Source organism: Rhizorhabdus sp., assembly GCF_018006725.1.
Lineage (GTDB): Bacteria > Pseudomonadota > Alphaproteobacteria > Sphingomonadales > Sphingomonadaceae > Rhizorhabdus.
The window spans coordinates 1-16745 of sequence record NZ_JAGMXV010000033.1 but is presented as its reverse complement, the minus strand read 5'-3'; the positions used below and the strand labels follow the sequence as shown (position 1 = coordinate 16745).

The window sequence follows — 16745 nt, the reverse complement described above, 5'->3', positions numbered from 1 at the left end:
AGGATGGCCGGACGATGCGTATCGGAGTTTTGACGGGCGGCGGCGACGTTCCGGGGCTCAACCCCTGCATCCGGTCGATCGCGCTGTCGGCGATCGATCGCGGTTGGGAGGTGATCGGCTTCCGGCGGGGCTGGCAGGGCTTTCTCGAAATCGATCCGACCGATGCGGCCAGCGTCGCGGCGCACAGCATCCGGCTCGATCGCGAGGCAGTGCGTGGCATCGACCGCGTCGGGGGGACCATGCTCCACACCTCGCGCACCGATCCGCGCACCGTGGCCGGCGGCGACCGCACGGCGCACGTCCTGAAAGTGCTGGAGGCGCTTGGCGTCGACGCGCTGATCACGCTCGGCGGCGACGGCACGCTGCGCTTTTCGGCGCACCTGTCGCAGCAGGGCTTTCCCGTCATCTCCATCCCCAAGACGATGGATAACGACGTCTTCGGCACCGACTATTGCATCGGCTTCTCGACCGCGATCACGCGCTCGGTCGACGCGATCAACGCGCTGCGCACCACCGCCGAAAGCCACGAGCGGATCGCGATCGTCGAACTCTTCGGTCGGCGTTCGGGCGAGACCGCACTCCTCGCCGGTTTCCTGGCGCAGGTCGATCGCACCGTGATTGCCGAGGTGCCGGCGGACCCCGACCGGCTGATGGCATTGCTCGCCGAAGACCGTCGCAGCCGGCCCGGCGCCTATGCGATGTGCGTGATCTCCGAAGGCGCCAGGCTCAGTGGCGAGGGCGACGGCGACGAGGAGCGGCGCCTCTCGGCGACCCAGCGTAGCGAGCAGGCGGTCAGTCGGCGGCTCGCGTTGATGATCGAGGAGCGTTCGAAGGAAGGCACCATCGTCCAGCAGCTCGCCTATCTGATGCGCTCGGGTGATCCCGATGCGCTCGACAGGATGGTCGGGTTCGCCTTCGGCGGTCTCGCGATTCAGAAAATCGAGAGCGGCGAAACCGGCCGGATGCTCGCGCTGCGCGACGGCAACTACACTCATGTCCCGATCGACACGCTGCTCGGCGGGACGAAGAACGTCGACGTCGAGGCGCTTTACGACCCCGTGCGCTACCGCCCGAAGCTGACCGACGTGCAGGGCATGCCGATGTTTCTCTACTGATTTGGGAAAAGCAGGATTTAGGCGTTGCGCGCCGTCTAACCCTTTGCTAGTGGCGCGGGCCTGCCAGCGTCCCGGGTGTCCGGGTCCTGTTCGATGTGCGGTCGTGGCGGAACTGGTAGACGCGCAACGTTGAGGTCGTTGTGGCCGAAAGGCCGTGGAAGTTCGAGTCTTCTCGACCGCACCATCACCCTCTGAAAAGAGGAAAATTTTTCAGGTTCGGCACAGTTTGGCACGCACCCTTCGGGGGAAAGCGCCGAGACTTGCCAAAAACTGGACGAATGCCGCGGAGGCATCCGTGGCTTCACCAAATGCTTCCAGGCCTTCCTTCGGCAAGTGTGGGCTTCCGCATCGTGCGTTCTTACGGGCGCGCTCTCGAGCAGTCCTTGAAGCCGCGCCCCAGTATCAGTCGGCAGTGATTGGTTGCGATATGGACTGAATGCCATCCGCCAGATGGCCAGGCTGACCGGACGCGCGCCGTCCAGAGGCGCTTTAGAAGCCGGTCAGCTTCGCGGGGGCGATCCAAGATCTGCGATTAATCTTGGTTTGCGCATATTGGTCTAAGCTGATCGATGTCGCACGACCGCTTCCGTGGCGTCCCACGCCCTTATCGCGTGCGAGGGCGACGATCACGGCGTGGAGATCGATTATCTGCGACCCCATGAAAACGGTCTGCTGGTGCCGCGCAGCGTCGCTATGCTGGCCGCTGCGATCGAGAGGCTGATGGACGAGGCTGGCCTGCTGCAAAGGTTGTCCGAAGGTGCCGTGGCCTCGGCAGACGGCATGTCGATCGATTCGCTGGTCGCCGCCAATGACGCTGCCTATCGGCGCGTATGGCCGCTTACTGTGGGGGAGGGCGCGGCAGGATGCAGCGGGTGATTGCGGCCTATCGGGCGTTCCTCAGCGCCGTCGTGCCCGAGCGACACATGGTCCGCGGCTTTATCGCGCGGCACCTGGGCAGTCGGGACGCCGAAGGGCTGTGTCTCGACATCGGTGCAGGCACAGCACCCTTCGCCGCCGCGCTCCGCCAGGCGCTGCCGAAGGCGCGCTATGTGGCGATCGATCGGATCCCTAGCGAACCCGTGGACCTTATCGCCGACGCGACCAGCCTGCCGTTGCCGACAGGCAGCGCTTCGCTCGCCTGCTTCTTCCAGGTGCTCAGCCATGTGCCCGACATGGCCGGTGCGCTGGCTGAAGTGCGACGCATTCTCGCCCCGGACGGGCAGATCCTGATCGTCTACCCCTTCCTCATTCCCGAATGTCGCAGCCGGGACCTGTGGCGGTGGACGATGCCGGGGATGGAGCGGCTGCTCGACGAAGCCGGGTTCGACATCGTCGCACACGAGCCGCAGGGCGGTATCCTGTCGTGGCTGACCGGCATGCTGGCGGTTCTGCCCGGCAGTCTGCTGATCGCGCACAGGGCTGGCTGGCGCAGCGGGCGTGGTCCGATCGACAGCCTGCGGCTGGGGTTGGCGCTGCTGCTGTCCTTGCCCTTTCATCTCCTCGGCTTCGCGGCCTGGAGCCTCGACCGGATGCTGGATCGCAAGCCGGTCTTCTATATCGGTGCGATGGTCCTAGCCCGGCGGCGTCACGTCTCGGCATAGCCTGATCTTGCGCAGGGCATCTCCGCATGGGCTGCCAGCGTTTCGATGCCCGCGCCGTTCGCGGGATGGATGCCAGCGGTCGATGCCGGAGGTGAGGATGTGTCGCTCACCCGAAGTCGAAGCGCGCCCCGTCCCACTGGCGCCGCTCGTCCTCGTCCAGGCGCGTCATCGCACTGTCCTCGGTCGCAAACACCATCGTCTGTGGCGCGTCCGGCCGGTAGAGCGGCCAGCCTGCGCCCGGCGCGCCACTCCGGATGAACGACACCCAGTGGGCGTGCATGCGGGCGGAGAGCGCTTCGGCTTCGGGGCCTTCCGGGCCGAGAAAGGCACATTGCGGGTCGCGGACCTTGTCCCACACCAGCGGCAGTTCGGAGCCGTGGACGGCATAGCCGGCGTTGGGCGCGGCGCTGCGCGGCATGTCGAGGCGGTAGAGCCAGGTCGGGCGCCGGGCGGCTGCATGGCCGGCGGCGGTGCGGAGCGTTGGCAGCCAATATTCTTCGGCCGTGAGAGCGCGGTAACGACGGTCGAGTGGCGAAAGCGCGGGGAAGTTGCGTGCATAGGCGTCATAAACCGGCGCGAAGGCGTCGAGCGCCATGTTCGCGAGATCGCCCTGCACCACGCTTCCATCGCGCGCCGCATTGGGCCCGAAGAAGGCGATCTCGTCGCGCGTCGTCCCGAGGAGCAGCGGGACGGGTGCGGCGCGGCCGTCCCGGATCATCGATAGCGGCAGGTCGGGCAAGACGCTCCCGTCGACCACCGCCCGAAACGGATATTTGCGCGGCCAGCTCTTTTGCAGTTTGACCTGCGCGGCGAGCAGCATGGTGCTGTCGAGCGTCAGCAGGTCCCGCGCATCGGACGCGCCCGTCAGTTCGAGGAAACGATGTGCCATGCGGCCGGCGCCATCGCGGTCGATCGCGGTTTCCGCGCCGCCGCTCTGGACGATCGCGCGGCTGAACAGGCCACGCGCGGCGGGCATGGCGAGCAGGGCGCAGACATTCTTGGCCCCGGCGCTCTGGCCGCCGATCGTGACCTGCCGTGGATCGCCGCCGAACGCCGCGATGTTCGCGCGAACCCAGCGCAGTGCCTCGACGATGTCGAGCAGCCCGTTGTTCCCGCTGCCCGCATAGTCCTCGCCCAGCAGCGCGGAGAGATCGAGAAAGCCCAGCGCGCCGACCCGATAGCTGACCGTGACGCAGACGATGCCATGGCGCGCGAAGCGGCTTCCGTCGAATACCGGCATCCGGCTCGATCCGGCAACATTGCCACCGCCGTGGATCCATAGATAGACGGGGTGCGGACCGGCAGTGGCGGGCGTCCAGATGTTGAGCGCGAGGCAGTCCTCCGACTGCGGCAGAGGCCCCGGTCCGTAGAGCCCCGGTGGAGGCGGTTGCTGGATAGGGGCCGGTGCGAAGCCGGTCGCATCGAATGGCGCGGACCGGCGCGCTGGCGGTTGCGGCGCCCGGAAGCGGAGCGAGCCGATGGGGGGCGATGCGAAGGGGACGCCGAAATAGGCGGTGCCGCTTTCCGTCGCCACGCCGTGCACCGGTCCCTCGCGCGTTTCGGCGACGCCGACTTTTCCAGCCGCAGGACGGGCGGCTGCGGCGAGGGCCGCGGTGTTCGCTGCCGCAAGCGCAGTGGAGGCAAGAAATGTTCGGCGGTCCATCGATTATCCTCCGCGTCGCATGCTGCACCGGGTGTGGCGAAGGCGGGAGGGCTAGCGGCTTCGCGATGCCGGAACCAGTAGATCAGCGTTGCGCTGATCGCACCGTGGCTAAGGCTTTTCGGTTTGGAGAAGCCAGCGCTCCTCGCCTTGGATGGCCAGCGCGGTCAGTCGGCCGGAGGCATAGGCGCCGGTGTCGATCCCGATCCGGTTGCTCCGCTCCTCGACGTCGGTCCGGACCGAGTGGCCATGAACGACGACCGCGCCATGGTCGCCCTCGTCGTTGAGGAATTCGCCCCTGATCCAGCGCAGGTCCGCGCCCTGCTGCTGGTCGAGCGGAATGCCGGGGCGGATGCCGGCATGGGCGAAATAATAGTCGGCCGCACGATAGCTGTGGCGCAGCCGGCGGAGCCAGGCGAGGTGCTCCGCGGGAATATGTGCGCGGACGAGGTCGATCACGCCCGCCGGGTCGGCCTTGTCATAGTCGGCGGCGGCCGCGCCATAGCTCAGCAGCGTTTCGCGGCCGCCCATCTTGTGGAACAGGGCGGCGGCCTTGCGGTTGCCTTCCGCGACGGCGATCAGCACTTCTTCATGATTGCCGCCGAGGAAAACGACGCGCTCGTCGCCGGTGTCGAGCTTGATCAGCAGTTCGATGACCGAAGCCGAATCGGGTCCGCGATCGATGTAATCGCCAAGGAAAAGCAAGCGGGTGTCGGTCTCGCCGCGTGCTTCGTCGTCGCGATCGATCCGTCGAAGCAATTCGTCGAGCAGGTCGTAGCGACCATGGATGTCGCCGATCGCATACCAGCGCTGGCCTTCAGGGGCGCGGGCTTGCCGCGGTCTGCTCCGCCGTCGCCATGGAAGGAAATCGCGCAATCCCATTCGTCACCCGTCCTGATGTCGCGCAGGCCCGGGCATCGGTGGAGCCGATCCGGCCACCCGACGTCGCGACGCGGCTTCCGATAGTGAGTCGGGGCGGGCTAATCCAGCCCTTGGGCAGCAGGAGCCGAGTGGAAGCTTTATTTCGCGCCGAAGCCGGTGATCGCGATCTTCGCGGTCCGGATCGCGATGAGGATATCGATCCAGAGCGAGAAATTCTTGATGTAGTAGAAGTCGTATTGGAGCTTGTGATGCACCGCGTCGAGTTCGGTCACATGCCCCTGATTGACCTGGGCCCAGCCTGTGATGCCGGGGCGGACGATGTGGCGGTACAGGTAAAAGGGGATTTCGCTCTCATACCATTGCGAAAGCGACAGCACCTCGGGGCGGGGGCCGATCCAGCTCATCTCGCCGCGGATGATATTGAAGATTTGCGGCAACTCGTCGATCCGGGTGCGGCGCAGCCAGCGGCCGACCCGGGTGATGCGGCAATCGGCATGCTGGGTCTGTGCTGCGGCCATGTCGGCCTCGCCCTCGTCGCACTGGCGCATCGTCCGGAACTTGACGATGCGGAACGGCCGGCCGCCGGCCCCGACGCGGGTCTGGCGGAACAGTGCCGGGCCGGACGAATCGAGCCGGATCCACGCTCCGATGATCAGGAACATGGGCGTCAGCAGCGGCAGCAGCAGCAGCGCCGATATTAGATCCACCGCGCGCTTGGCCTTGCGCCAGGCGAGGTTGGGGAGCAGCGATCCGAAGTTGTTTTCGGACAGATGCTCGATCGAAACCCGGCCGGTGATCGACTCGAGCACCTGTTTGCTGTGGAGCACGGTTCGCCCCATCACGGCGGCTTCGGCCAGCATCCGGTCCCAGGCCGGGTCATGATCGTGGCGGAAATCGGCGACGATGAACGCCGACGGGTCGTCGGGCACGACCGGCTGGCGCAGCCGGATCCATTCGACCTCGCGCGGCAGGGTGAGCCCGTGCAGATCGAAGCCCGGCACGACGTAGAAGCGCCGACGGGTGCGCGGCAGCAAATAGATGCTGAGCAGGAAGAACAGGGTGATCGTCGCCAGGAAGGTCGAAGAAAAATAGATGCGGTTATATTGCAGCCTGAGCGCGAACAGGGCCGCCAGGACCAGCCCGAAGGAGCCTATGAATGCCGGCAGGATGAAGCCGAAGGCGCGCGTGCCCGGATAAGCGGTGACCCGGCGCAGCATGATCATCCCTACGGTCAGGGCGATCGTTGCACCGAGGAAACTGTTGGGAAAGCCGGAAGAGGCCAGCGCTTCATCGAAGCTGTCGAATCGCAAATAGGTCGGGAGGATGACGGCGAGGGTGAAACCCAGCAGAAATTGCGCCGAAAGGGCATTGAACACGCTGGCACGGGCCCGCGGAACCTGCAGTTCGCGACTCATGAGCACGTTGGGCTCACTCCCTTTATCCCACGCACGGACCGTCATGGCATCGTTGTGGACCGATCAGGCCGGCGATGCAGTGACATCGCGCACAGTGAACTTGTCGGTTTCGACTATGCCAATAGCCGCGTTGCGCGATTCGCCCTGCATCGGTCGCCCCCACGAGACGATGCTGTTTTCCCGTCGCGCAATTTGGAAACTATAGCAATCCTTAACTGTTAGAGTCGAAGAAGGGTCGGCCAGCGGCGAAATCCAATTGCATCCGCAGGCCTGTCCCGTTAAGGAAAGCTGTGTGATTCAGGAGACCGGTTGTGAAAAGCTTTCGTAAAGTTGCAGTCTCGCTTGCGATTGTCGCCATCGCATCGGCTCCGGTCGTTGCCGCTGTCGCGCCCACCGGTGCGACGCTAAGCAAGGAAGCTGCGAAGGCAATCGGTTCCAAGATGCGCGCCGGCGTCGTGATGAAGCTGGGCAAGCGCGTCAACAAGAAGAGTGTTGAGCTGGCGCAGCTCGAGGGTGCTGCTGGGGCCGGAGCCGGTAGCGGCGCCGGGGCAGGCGCGGGTGCTGGTGCAGCCGGCGCTGGAGCAGGAGCCGGTGCAGGCGCAGCTGGGGCCGGCGCTGCTGGCGCGGGTGCCGCCGGCGCAGCAGGAGCCGCTGGTGCGGCCGGCGCTGCTGCGGGTGGCATCGGCATCGCTGGTGCGGCTGCTGGCGTTGCTGCAGCGGCCGGTGTGACGGCGGCGGCCACTTCGGGTGGCGGCAACAGCCCGTAAGATGAGCGATCATCGAGTAAACAAAAAGGGTGGCTTGTGCCGCCCTTTTTTGTGTCTTCCGGCCGACCTATGCTTTTCGTCACATCGGAGCGCAAGGTTGTGCGATAAACCACGAAAAGACCGTCGAAATCTCCGCATAATCCCGGATTGCTGCGATGCCGCAGCAGGGATAGCGCGGGGAGATCATTACGTGTCCATCGCGCGCTTTTTCGCCTTATGGCGATACTGACGCCCTCGAGAAATGCCGAACCGTTCGGGAGACTGGTTATGCTTAGCTTTCGTAGAGTAGCGATATCGGTTGCGATTCTCGCTATCATGTCGGCGCCGGTGATTGCGGCCGTCGCGCCCACCGGCGCAACGACGATGAGCACGGAGGCGGTCAAGGCGATCGGGTCCAAGATCCGCGCTGGCGTCATAGCGAAGCTCGGTAAGCGGGTGACCAGGAAGAATGTCGAACTGGCGCAGTTCGGAAATGCGGCGCCCACCGGAGGCTGGAACGTCGTTCCGCCGACCCCGGGACCAGCAGGTGCAGTCCCAGGTGTGGGTGCAGGTGCGGGTGCAGGCGCAGGCGCGGCCGGAGCTGCCGCCGGCGCAGGTGCAGCAGGAGCCGCCGCTGCTGGAGGCATCGGTGTTGGTGCCGCCGCAGCCGCGGCGGGGGTTGCCGCAGCCGCTTCCGTCGGTGTCGCGGTTTCCGCTTCCTCATCCGGCGGCGGCGGTCCCATTATCAGCGTCAGTCCGTGACGGGCTTGGAAGTGGCATGAGGCAGGGCGGCTTCGGCCGCCCTTGTCGTGAAAGGCCTATGCGAAAGGTCACACCGCTTCGTCGTCATACCGGATAAATCTCGCCTCCATCGAGCGACCAGCCGGGGCGTCAGATTGCTGCCAGGTCGATGCACGGATAAAGGAAGGCATGAAGATCGCTCGCCGCGCCGCCATTCCCGTCCCGTCGGTCTGTTTCTGGGCGATGTCCGTGTTTCTCTTGCTCGCCTTCGCAACGGGCGGCGGGTCGCGCTACGACATTCAGTCGCTGGTCGTCCTGCGACCGATAGCGGCGCTCCTCCTCGCCTTCGCGCTCTGGGGTGTCGAACGGAGACAACTGCGCAATCTGGCGCCGCCGCTCTTGTTCTTCATGGCGATGGCGCTGCTGATCCTGCTCCACCTCGTTCCTTTGCCTTGGGCTATCTGGTCAGCCTTGCCGGGGCGCGATACCATCGCTGCGATCGACGCGGCGGCCGGGCTCGGGCATATCTGGCGGCCGCTCGCGCTTGCGCCGGTCGGCGCCTGGAATGCATTTTTCAGCCTGCTTCCGCCATTTGCCGTCTTGGTCGTGGGCGCGCGGCTGTCCTTTCAAGAGCGTCGGACGTTGGTCATTCCCCTGCTGTTGCTCGCATTGGCCACTTCGCTCGTCGCGTTGCTTCAACTGAGCGGCGGGGAAAGCAGCCCGCTTTATCTCTATCGCATCACCAATGACGGCGCCGCCGTGGGGCTGTTCGCCAATCGCAATCATCAGGCGGTCTTCCTCGCCTGCAGCTTCCCGCTGCTGGCGGTTTTCGCGTCCCCGTCTGCCTTTCCGCGCTGGGACAGGCGCATCCGCGTCGGCATCGCCGCTGCCTGCGGTGCGATCTTCGTGGCCCTGATCCTGGTCACGGGATCGCGGGCCGGGCTGCTGACGATGATGGTCGGCCTGGCGGCTGCTGCGCTGTTGAACCGGACCGATCCGCGCGCGACCGGTCCTATGCGCTTCTGGCGCGGGACCAGGGCGTGGGCGGTCGCAGCCGGTCTCCTTCTTCTGCTCGCGGCGATCGTCGTCTTTGCCGGCCGCGCGGAGTCGATCGATCGGCTGCTGTCGAGCAACGGCGTCGGGGAGATACGCTATCGTGCCTGGGGACCGATATTGGACATGGCGCTGCGCTATTTCCCTGTCGGGTCGGGTATCGGGTCCTTTGCCGAGGTCTACCGCCTCGACGAGCCTTATGCCCTGCTCGAATGGACGACCTTCCTGCGTGCGCACAATGACCCGCTCGAATTGCTCGTGACGGGCGGAGCGCCGGCCATGCTACTGCTGACGGTTGCCGTTGCGGCCTATGTGCGCCAATGTGTCCGCTGGTGGGGTGCCGGCAAGGGGAAGGACGGGCGCTCGGTGACCAAGGGGGCTGCGCTTTGTGTGATAGGCATTCTCGGGCTGGCGAGCCTGGGGGACTATCCGCTGCGCACACCGGCGATCGCCTGTCTCTTCTGTGTCATGCTGTTGTGGCTTTACGGGGCTGACGACGCGGGCAGGCATGATAATTCATTTGACGGGGGGCCGTCCGATCCTAAGACGAGCACTTCATATGAGGGTCGCGGAAGTAATGCGTAATTGCTTGACTTTACTTGGCTTGGCGCTGGCGCTGTCCGCCTGCGCCAGCACGCCGGATATCGGTGGCGCGCCGAATATCGAGGTGCTCAACGCGACCGAACTGCCCATGCCGGAGCGCGGCGAGACCTTTACGATCGACCGCCCCTATATCGTCGGACCGTTCGACAAGCTGCGCATCGACGTATTCGGTATCCCGGAACTGTCGGACCGCAAGGTTCAGGTCGACGCCAGCGGACGCATTTCCTTCCCGCTGATCGGCGCGCTGACCATTGCCGGCAGCACGCCGGGTGAGATCGAGCGGATGATCGAGACCAAGCTCGCCGCCAGCTATGTCCGCAATCCGCAGGTCAGCATCAACCTCGAGGAGACGGTCAGCCAGGTCGTGACGGTCGAGGGCCAGGTGAAGAAGCCCGGCCTGTTCCCGGTCGTCGGCCGCATGACGCTGCTGCGTGCCATCGCCCTGTCCGGCGGAACCGACGAGTTTGCGAAGCTGAACGAGGTGGTGATCTTCCGCACCGTGAAGGGCGAGCAATATGCCGCGCTGTACAACCTCAAGTCGATCCGCCTGGGAGCTTATCAGGATCCCGAAGTCTTCGCCAACGACGTCGTCGTGGTCGGCGAGTCGCGGGCCCGCCGCGTCTTCAAGGACTTCCTGCAGGTCCTGCCGGCGCTGTCGACTCCCCTTATCTTCGCCGTCGATCGCCTGAACCGATGATCGCGCACCCGGCCGTCTATTGTGAGTGCTTCCGATGAGTAATGCTGCCGACGTTCAGGGGTTGGGACCGGCAGGGCCTGCCGAGGGCTTTAGCGACAGCTACGCACTGCCGCCTATCCTCAAGCAATATTGGCACACCGCCGTCCGCTGGAAATGGCTGATCCTCGCCATCATCGCCGCAGCGCTCGCCACGGGGCTGATCGTCACCCTGCTGACTCCGTCGCGCTATACGGCCAAGGCACAGATCGAGATCAGTCGCGAGCAGAAGAAGGTCACCAAGGTTCAGGGGCTCGATTCGGACAATGCCGATCGGGATCTGGAGTTTTACGAGACCCAATATGCTCTGCTGCGCGCCCGTTCGCTCGGCGAACGGGTGGCGAAGGCGATGGGCCTGGCCCGTCGCGACGATTTTTTCGCGGCGCATGGCGTCAAGCTCGATGCCGAGCGCCACGGTCTGAACGGACGTGGCAACCTGACTGCGGCGCAGATCGAGGCCCGCGAAGGGCTCGCGGCCAACCTGCTGCTTGGCAATATCGCGGTGCAGCCGGTTCGGCGCTCGCGTCTGGTCAACATCTCCTACACGTCGCGCTCGCCCAAGATATCCGCGGAAGTCGCCAACGCCTGGACGCGGCAGTTCATCGCCGCGAGCATGGACCGCCAGCTGGCATCGACCGCCGACGCACGTAGCTTCCTCGAAGGTCGGCTGGCGAATCTTCGCGCCCGGCTGGAGCAGTCCGAACGCGACGTCGTTACCTATGCCACCAAGAACGACATCGTGACGCTCAGCTCGTCGCGCGATTCCGACGGCAAGACCCAGCTTCAGCGGACGATGGTCGCAACCGACCTCGAGGCTCTGAATGCTGCGCTTAACGCGGCCACCGCCGATCGTATCGCGGCCGAGAGCCGCGCGCAGGGGGCGGGGGCGAGTGAGAGCGCCGACGTGCTCGGCAACGCGACGATCGCGCAGCTGCGCCAGCGCCGCGCCGATTCGGCCTCCGAATATGCCAAGCTGATTGCGCGCTTCGAGCCCGGCTATCCGACCGCGCAGGCACTGATGAAGCAGATTCAGTCGCTCGACGACGCGATCGCCCGGGAAACCGCGCGTGTGGTGAACAGCCGCGTCCAGACCTACCGTGAGGCGGTCAAGCGCGAGAATGAACTGAAGGCGCAGGTCAGTGCCCTCAAGGCGCGCCTCGACGATCAGCAGCACGACGCGATTCAGTACAACATCTATCAGCGCGAAGCGGATACGAACCGTCAGCTCTATGATGCGCTGCTGCAGCGCTACAAGGAGATCGGCATCGCCGGCATGGTCGGCGTCAGCAACATCGTGATCGTCGACGATGCGCTGGTCCCCGGCGGGCCGTCGGCACCGAGCCTTCCGAAGAACATGGCAATTGCGCTGGCTATCGGCCTCGGCCTGGCGATGCTCGCCACGCTGGGTCTCGAACAGATCGACGAAGGCGTCAGCCATCCGGGCCAGATCCAGCAGATGTTCCATCTGCCGATGCTCGGCCACGTCCCGCTCAGCGACGGCAACGTCGCGGAGGGGATCGACGATCCGAAATCCTATGTATCCGAGGCCTATTTCACGATCCGGTCGAACCTCGCCTTCACGACCGATCATGGCGTGCCGCGATCCTTCATCGTCACCAGCACGCGGCCGGCCGAGGGCAAGTCGACCTCGTCCTACGCCCTCGCGCGGATCATCGGCCGGACCGGCAAGCGCGTGCTGCTGATCGACGGCGACATGCGCTCGCCCGACGTCCACCATCTCGTCGGCATCGACAATGTCGCGGGGCTGTCCAACCTGCTGGCCGGCGAGGACAATGTCGCCTCTTTGATCAGGGAAACCAAGCATAAGGGCGTCTCGGTTCTCACCTCGGGGCCGAAGCCGCCCAGCGCCGCCGAACTGTTGAGCAGCGACCGGATCCGGCAGCTCGTCCTCGAACTTCAGTCGATGTACGACCATGTCGTGATCGACGCGCCGCCGATCCTGGGCCTCAGCGATGCGCCGCTGCTCGGGCGGGCTGTCGAGGGTGCGGTGCTGGTCATCCAGGCGGAAGGGGCTGCGGTGCGCGGCATCCGAGCGGCGATCAGCCGACTGCGCATGGTCAACACCCATATCTTCGGCACCGTGCTGACGAAGCTGAAGGCGAGCGAACTCGCTTATGGCTACGGCTATGGCTACGGTTATGGCTACGGCTATGGCTATGGCGACGATGTCGCCAACAAGGCGGCGTGACCACAGCCAGCGATAGCCGGCCCGGGCGTCCGGGACCCTGGAACATCGCGGCTGTGATTGTGAGCCTGGCGTTGGGGCTGGCCGCCGGGGCGGATTCGCTCGCGAATTTCTGGCGTATATCCGACCCCGATCTGGCCTTGCGTTTTCGCCCGGACGACGCCGTGTCGCTGACGCTGAAGGAAGATCGGCTGCGGGCCTATGAAGACCCGACCGTGGCCGACGCGCCCGCCATGGCGGCGATCGCCCGGACGGCGCTTCGAAGCGATCCGCTCAACCCCGTTGCGCTGCGGCAGCTTGCGGTGGCCGAGTCTATGGTCGGGCGGCAGGCGGCGTCCGATCGGCTTATCGATCTCGCGCACCGGGTCTCGCGTCGCGACATCGGCACGACCTGGCTGCTGATCAACCGAAGCCTGGACCGCGGCGATGCTGCCGGTGTGGTGCGGAGTTTCGATGAAGCCCTCAGCACCAGTGCGGGAGCGGCCGAACTGTTGTTTCCGGCGCTCGCCGATGGTCTGTTCGATGGAGGGGTTCGCAACGCACTGCTGCCCTATATTCGCTCGAACCGGCCGTGGATGCCTGCTTTCCTGCGTCACGCCGCAGCCGGCCCCGACTCGGTTTCCGATGCCGCGCTCATGATCCTGGCGGCGGGCGGGCTGCCGGCAACGCCCAGCTATGCCGACACCGATGGCTATGTGCTGACCGGTCTCGCGGCGCGGCGCAATTTCCCGCTCGCGGCGCGCTATCTGCGCGAGGGCGTCAGGCTGCCGGGCGGCTTTGCCGCTGACGTGACGGTCGGACCGGCAAGCCTCGACAGCCGGACTGGCCCCTTTGGATGGCGCTTCATCAACGGGGCGGAAGGCAGTGCGTTGGCTGGTGAGGGCAATGCGATCATCGTCCGGGCCGAAGCCGATCGTCGTGCGCCTGTATCGGATCGGATTTTGATGCTCACGCCGGGGCGCTACAGCCTCAGCCTGCGGGGGACGGTTCCGGACGGGCGCGCGCCGGCCACAGCCGAGGTGGCGTTGCGTTGTATCGGGTCTCCGAAGACGGATCTGATCGTCGGCCCCGCCCCCATCGCGACGACGGCTGCCCCGGTGAGCCTGCCCTTCGCCGTGCCCGCAGATTGCCCCGCGCAACGTCTCGAGGTGGTTGCGACCAGCAGGGCGATCGACGGCGAGGGAGAGCTGACCCTGTCGGACTGGCGGCTCGACCGCCTCTGAACCTCAGCGCTTGCGCGCCAGTCTGGTCAGCAGCCCGAGCATGTCGAGCGCCAGTGCCCGTCGGCTATAGCGGGCAGCGGCGGGCGGGCCCGCAAGCGACAGGCGGGACCGCAGCTCGACATCACCCGCCATGGCCAGAAGTGCGTCGGCCAGCGCCCGGGCATTTTCCGGTTCGAAGGCTATGCCGACGCCCTCCTTCGCCACGATCCCGGCGGACTCGCCCTCGACGCCGTGCAGGATGGGGATGCCCATGCCCATGCACTCGAAGATCTTGGACGGAATCACCGTCTTGAACAGATCCTCGCGCTTCAGATGTACGATCGAGGTGTCGAGCAGCGACCAGTAGCGGACGACCTCGTGCTTGGGGACGCTTTCGAGGAAGAGGATATTGGTCAGGCCTCGGGCCTCCGCGTCGGCCTTCAGCCGGGCGCGTTCGGCGCCGTCGCCGAGCATCAGGATCCGGATATGGCGGGCGTCGTCGCGACCGGCCAGCAGCGCCGCCGCATCGACGAGTGTGTCGAGACCATGGGCGAGGCCATGAGTGCCGATATAGCCGGCCACGAAGCAGCCTCCGAGCCCGAGGCTTTCGACGAGCGGCGCGTCCTTGGGGAGGGGGCGGAATCGATCGGTGTCGACGCCGTTGGTGACGACGTGGATCTTCGAGCCGTCAATCCCGCGCCGGACCAGATTGTCCTTGAAGGCATGGGTCACCGAGACCACCGCCGCCGCCTTGCGATAGAGATGGAGTTCGAGCTTCTCGAGCAGGTCGAGAAGTCGGTCCTGCCGGATCGCGGCCACTGCGCGGATCGACTCCGGCCAGATGTCGCGCAGTTCGAAGACCCAGGGACGTCGTTTGACGAGGCCGGCCATGCGTGCCGCGCAGGCGGTGAAGAATTGGGGCGATGTGCCGACGATCAGGTCCACCCTGCGCACGAACAGCGAGGCGATGAAGGCGCTGACCATGAAGCTCAGATAATCGAGAATGCGGAGCGCGAAGCCCTCATTCGCGCTGATGAAGGTCCAGACGCGGATCACTTCGATCCCGTCCATCGTCTCGCGCTGCCACAGCCGGTTGCGATAGCCCTCGAACACCCTGCCCTTGGGGAAATTGGGTGCGCAGGTGACCACCACCACCGAATGCCCTTCGCGGACCCATTCGCGGCAATGCTCGAATGTGCGGCTCGCCGGGGCGTTCACCTCGGGCGGGAAATTGTCGGTCAGGAAGAGCAGCCGCATCGATCCTATTTCCCTTATCGTTTCAGGCCCAGGCGATCCGGCTGACGACGCCCGCTGCAAATCGATCGGATGCCGCGCATACGACCAGTCGCTGCGTCGGTTGCTCGACGCCCAGATCGGGCCACCAGCAGGCATATTCCGGCACGACCGGCAGATCGCAGGTCAGGATCGCCTCTGCAATCGAACTCCGCAGCCGCCATTGCGTCGGCGACAGCGGTTCGGCGGATACGGACGGGTGGAGGAGGAAGCTGATGCTGGCGTCGCGCGAGGCCCGGCCCGTGATCCTGTCCTCAATGTCCAGACCGTTGGGCGTCATGGTGAAGCGGCGGCTGTGCCGGGGGTGCCCAGGCAGGTGAGCGAAGCCGTCATGCTCGCCTTCCAGCCGGAAACCGTCCTGTCCGGCCTGCCATTCCGAGACGCGGACCCGGGGTCTGCGACCCACGCGGAAGCGACCGAAGAAATCGGCCTGATCGCCTCCCTCCAGCGCCAGCGTATTGTGGTTCGCGCAGGAACGGCTCGCCTGCCGGCGTGCGCCGGCCGTATATTCGAACACCCCCTGATCGACGATCAGCCTCTCGCCGCGCAGCGACAGTTCGAAGCTCAGCACGTCGCCATGGCCATGGGCCGGCAGCTCGTCCGGTCCGATCGGTCCGCAATCGGCAACGATATAGGCGCTTTCGCTTCGCGCGCCGAAATAGCCTGCCGCGGGGCAGGCGAACACGGCGCGCGGGACGGGGCAAAGGCCGCCGATCCGGGCATAGCCGTCGAGGCAGACCTCCGGCGCATAAGCCATGGTCAGGCCGGAATCGTTGAAATGGGCAGGCAGGCCGTCGGGGTGGGCGAGGTCGACGAGGGTCTGGGCCATGGCAGGCAGGCGCTCGTCGAGCTCTGCCGCAAGGGCGGCATCGATCGGCAGGCTGCGTATCTCGACCAGGTCGGCGAAGACCTGGGCATGATAGGAGGCGGAGCGTTCGAAATGGACGCCGTCGGACAGGATCTGCACGGGCAGCTCGGTGCGCAGCAGCTGGGCGCCGATCCGTCCCCAGCTTTCCGCTTCGGCTCCCGTGAAATAGGCCGACGCCCACAGCAGGGCCTTGGCGTTCTTGATCAGATGATTGCCGCCGATATCGGTTTCGACATAGTCGACCAGATAGCGCAGTTGTTCCGCGAGGCTGTCGGCGATCCGGGCTTCGGCTTCTTCCGGCAGGGCCTCCGCGTGGCGCGCCACGAACTGCATCCACACCACTACGCGCAGCGAGATGGTGTATGGGAACCAGATATCGCGCCAGAAGCCCTTGCGGTCGGGTCGGTTGTCCTCGATCCAGTGGAGGATCCAGTCGAGCCCCTCGGCGGCCGTCGCCTCCTCGAGAAACTCCATATAGTGGAGATGCATGCGCCAGAGCTGCGCAGCCACACCCGTATCCCGCGCCGACCAGTCGATGGGTGTTCCCACCGGTTCCTCATGATCGAGAAAGCGCAGCTTCAGCACCGCGTCGTCGCGATCGATCATCCCGATACGGGGTGCCAGTAC

General features: G+C 65.6%; 14 protein-coding genes and 1 tRNA gene. 10 read left to right on the top strand and 5 right to left on the bottom strand.

Features of this window, described 5'->3' with window-relative positions:
* Positions 1-14 precede the first annotated feature (14 nt).
* From KAY22_RS07250 to KAY22_RS07235, 4 genes are all read left to right on the top strand, one after another.
* Entirely contained in the window at positions 15-1115 is a 1101-nt protein-coding gene (locus tag KAY22_RS07250) for an ATP-dependent 6-phosphofructokinase (RefSeq protein ID WP_296621677.1), read from the top strand.
* Between the two features lie 97 nt (positions 1116-1212).
* Positions 1213-1299, top strand: a tRNA-Leu gene (locus KAY22_RS07245).
* A gap of 404 nt (positions 1300-1703) precedes the next feature.
* A complete protein-coding gene (locus KAY22_RS07240; protein ID WP_296621674.1) occupies positions 1704-1991 on the top strand; it encodes a hypothetical protein in 288 nt (95 codons plus the stop codon).
* Positions 1979-2716 (top strand): class I SAM-dependent methyltransferase, encoded by a 738-nt coding sequence (locus KAY22_RS07235; protein ID WP_296621672.1) that lies wholly within the window; start codon positions 1979-1981, stop codon positions 2714-2716. Before KAY22_RS07240 ends, KAY22_RS07235 begins: the two co-directional genes overlap by 13 nt.
* Positions 2717-2822: 106 nt before the next feature.
* Here KAY22_RS07235 and KAY22_RS07230 read toward each other — a convergent pair whose 3' ends face one another.
* The 3 genes from KAY22_RS07230 to KAY22_RS07220 form a co-directional block, all read right to left on the bottom strand.
* Entirely contained in the window at positions 2823-4379 is a 1557-nt protein-coding gene (locus tag KAY22_RS07230; protein WP_296621670.1) for a carboxylesterase family protein, read from the bottom strand.
* Between the two features lie 108 nt (positions 4380-4487).
* Positions 4488-5258: a metallophosphoesterase family protein gene (locus tag KAY22_RS07225; RefSeq protein WP_296621668.1), complete on the bottom strand. Its 771-nt coding sequence runs from the start codon at positions 5256-5258 to the stop codon at positions 4488-4490.
* A gap of 137 nt (positions 5259-5395) precedes the next feature.
* Positions 5396-6673 (bottom strand): sugar transferase, encoded by a 1278-nt coding sequence (locus KAY22_RS07220; RefSeq protein WP_296621718.1) that lies wholly within the window; start codon positions 6671-6673, stop codon positions 5396-5398.
* 492 nt (positions 6674-7165) lie between these two features.
* Here KAY22_RS07220 and KAY22_RS07215 point away from each other — a divergent pair, with 492 nt between their 5' ends.
* The 6 genes from KAY22_RS07215 (at position 7166) to KAY22_RS07190 (ending at position 13978) form a co-directional block, all read left to right on the top strand.
* Entirely contained in the window at positions 7166-7402 is a 237-nt protein-coding gene (locus KAY22_RS07215) for a hypothetical protein (RefSeq protein ID WP_296621666.1), read from the top strand.
* Positions 7403-7755: 353 nt separating this feature from the next.
* Complete coding sequence (locus KAY22_RS07210) at positions 7756-8181, top strand: hypothetical protein (RefSeq protein ID WP_296621664.1); 426 nt, start codon at positions 7756-7758, stop codon at positions 8179-8181.
* A 168-nt stretch (positions 8182-8349) separates the two neighbouring features.
* On the top strand, positions 8350-9798 hold the full coding sequence (locus KAY22_RS07205) for an O-antigen ligase family protein (protein WP_296621663.1): 1449 nt from the start codon (positions 8350-8352) through the stop codon (positions 9796-9798).
* The gene (locus tag KAY22_RS07200) at positions 9791-10513 is read left to right on the top strand and encodes a polysaccharide biosynthesis/export family protein (RefSeq protein ID WP_296621661.1); all 723 of its coding nucleotides are present in this window, start codon (positions 9791-9793) and stop codon (positions 10511-10513) included. The genes KAY22_RS07205 and KAY22_RS07200 overlap by 8 nt, the downstream gene beginning before the upstream one ends.
* Positions 10514-10547: 34 nt before the next feature.
* Positions 10548-12758 carry a polysaccharide biosynthesis tyrosine autokinase gene (locus KAY22_RS07195; protein WP_296621659.1) on the top strand — a complete coding sequence of 737 codons (2211 nt, stop codon included), beginning with the start codon at positions 10548-10550 and terminating at the stop codon, positions 12756-12758.
* Between the two features lie 59 nt (positions 12759-12817).
* On the top strand, positions 12818-13978 hold the full coding sequence (locus KAY22_RS07190) for a hypothetical protein (protein ID WP_296621657.1): 1161 nt from the start codon (positions 12818-12820) through the stop codon (positions 13976-13978).
* Positions 13979-13981: 3 nt separating this feature from the next.
* On the opposite strand, the gene KAY22_RS07185 is transcribed toward KAY22_RS07190, so the two are convergent.
* Together KAY22_RS07185 and KAY22_RS07180 are read right to left on the bottom strand one after the other, a co-directional pair.
* Complete coding sequence (locus tag KAY22_RS07185; protein ID WP_296621656.1) at positions 13982-15214, bottom strand: glycosyltransferase family 4 protein; 1233 nt, start codon at positions 15212-15214, stop codon at positions 13982-13984.
* A gap of 22 nt (positions 15215-15236) precedes the next feature.
* On the bottom strand, positions 15237-16745 hold a 1509-nt coding region (locus KAY22_RS07180; protein ID WP_296621653.1), incomplete at its 5' end, for an alginate lyase family protein.